We start from the raw sequence: 1,214 nt of genomic DNA, 5'->3' as shown, positions 1-1,214 counted from the left end.
ATCTCTATGGTTGCCGGAATCTATGGCCCTCTGCATCAGTCAGTGTTGCAGGCATCTGATGCTGAATTCCAGCAGATTATGATGACCAATGCTTTTGGTCCTGCCCGTCTGGCCCGGCACCTTTTGCCGATGCTTAAACCTGCCGGCACCCTGGTTTTTATGTCCTCGCACCGTGGCAGCATTGCCGGCAATACCGAACCGGGAATAGGTCTTGAGCTCTACCGGGCCAGTAAAGTGGCGTTAAATATGCTGGCTCGTTGTATTTATATGGATCTTAGTCAGGGGGAACATACTGTCCTGTCTATCCATCCGGGCTGGGCAGCGACAGCAATGGGCACCCTGGACGGCGCTGTTGAAGCAGAGATTGATGTGAAAACCAGCGTCAACGGAATGGTTGATGTCATTGCGCTGCATCGCAATGATAAAAAACATCTGTTCCTCGACTATCAAAACAACACCTGGCCTTGGTGAAAAATGTCGAAGCGAGCCCGCAATATCGCTGGCTATTTCATTCAAACGTTCGCTTCTGGCAAGGAGCGGACCCACCAGTTGGTTGTAAAGTCGCTAGAGCGAGAGATGGACATACAGAATGATTTTCATTACTGATGGAGTAAACTTCTACCCCTTAGGAACGTCGATTTCCATTTATGATAACCATGCTTTAGCGTGCTGGTAATCGTCAATTCTGCGAGACGAAATATTGTTTCGACGATATATCCTTCACATCCTTAACCACACTAATGAGGCATTTACCGAGTCCTATTCCACGGTTTCGTTTCCGCATAAAGACTATAACTGGTCATTATAAAACCATCCTTGTTAAATCAAATTTAAACTCATATTAAATTCATGGTATCCGTTTTTTATGTCCTACGCATTTTTACCTTCCTTGTACCTTTTTAATATGTCAATTTTAAATATTATGAGTTAACACTGAACTATCAGTTAGTAACCCTTCTGAAGAAGGTCAGATATATTTTTATAGATAAATCATCAACCTAATCATCTATAAAGGAAAGAAAATGAATCGTCCAAATTGGTTTCAAGTATCTGCGGAAGGATCAAAGGCACTGGGAGCGCTGCATCATTTCGCCACAACAGGAACAAGTCTTCCGGAAGAACTCATACATTTGGTTTTTTGAGAGTATCTCAGATTAATGGCTGTGCGCATTGTATTGATATACATACACGCGATCTTATAAAGTGTGGTATGT

General features: G+C 43.2%; 2 protein-coding genes. Both read left to right on the top strand.

Translation table 11 applies throughout. The annotated features are described in order from the left end of the window. The coding region (locus tag ENTHG_RS00045) for an SDR family oxidoreductase (protein WP_044171989.1) at window positions 1-471 on the top strand (471 nt) is incomplete at its 5' end. A gap of 565 nt (window positions 472-1,036) precedes the next feature. After that, window positions 1,037-1,214 (top strand): carboxymuconolactone decarboxylase family protein (locus ENTHG_RS26300; protein ID WP_342355175.1); only part of this gene is annotated, 178 nt, incomplete at its 3' end.

The organism is Phytobacter massiliensis JC163, assembly GCF_000321045.1.
GTDB lineage: Bacteria > Pseudomonadota > Gammaproteobacteria > Enterobacterales > Enterobacteriaceae > Phytobacter_A > Phytobacter_A massiliensis.
This window is presented reverse-complemented; position numbering and strand designations above follow the sequence as displayed.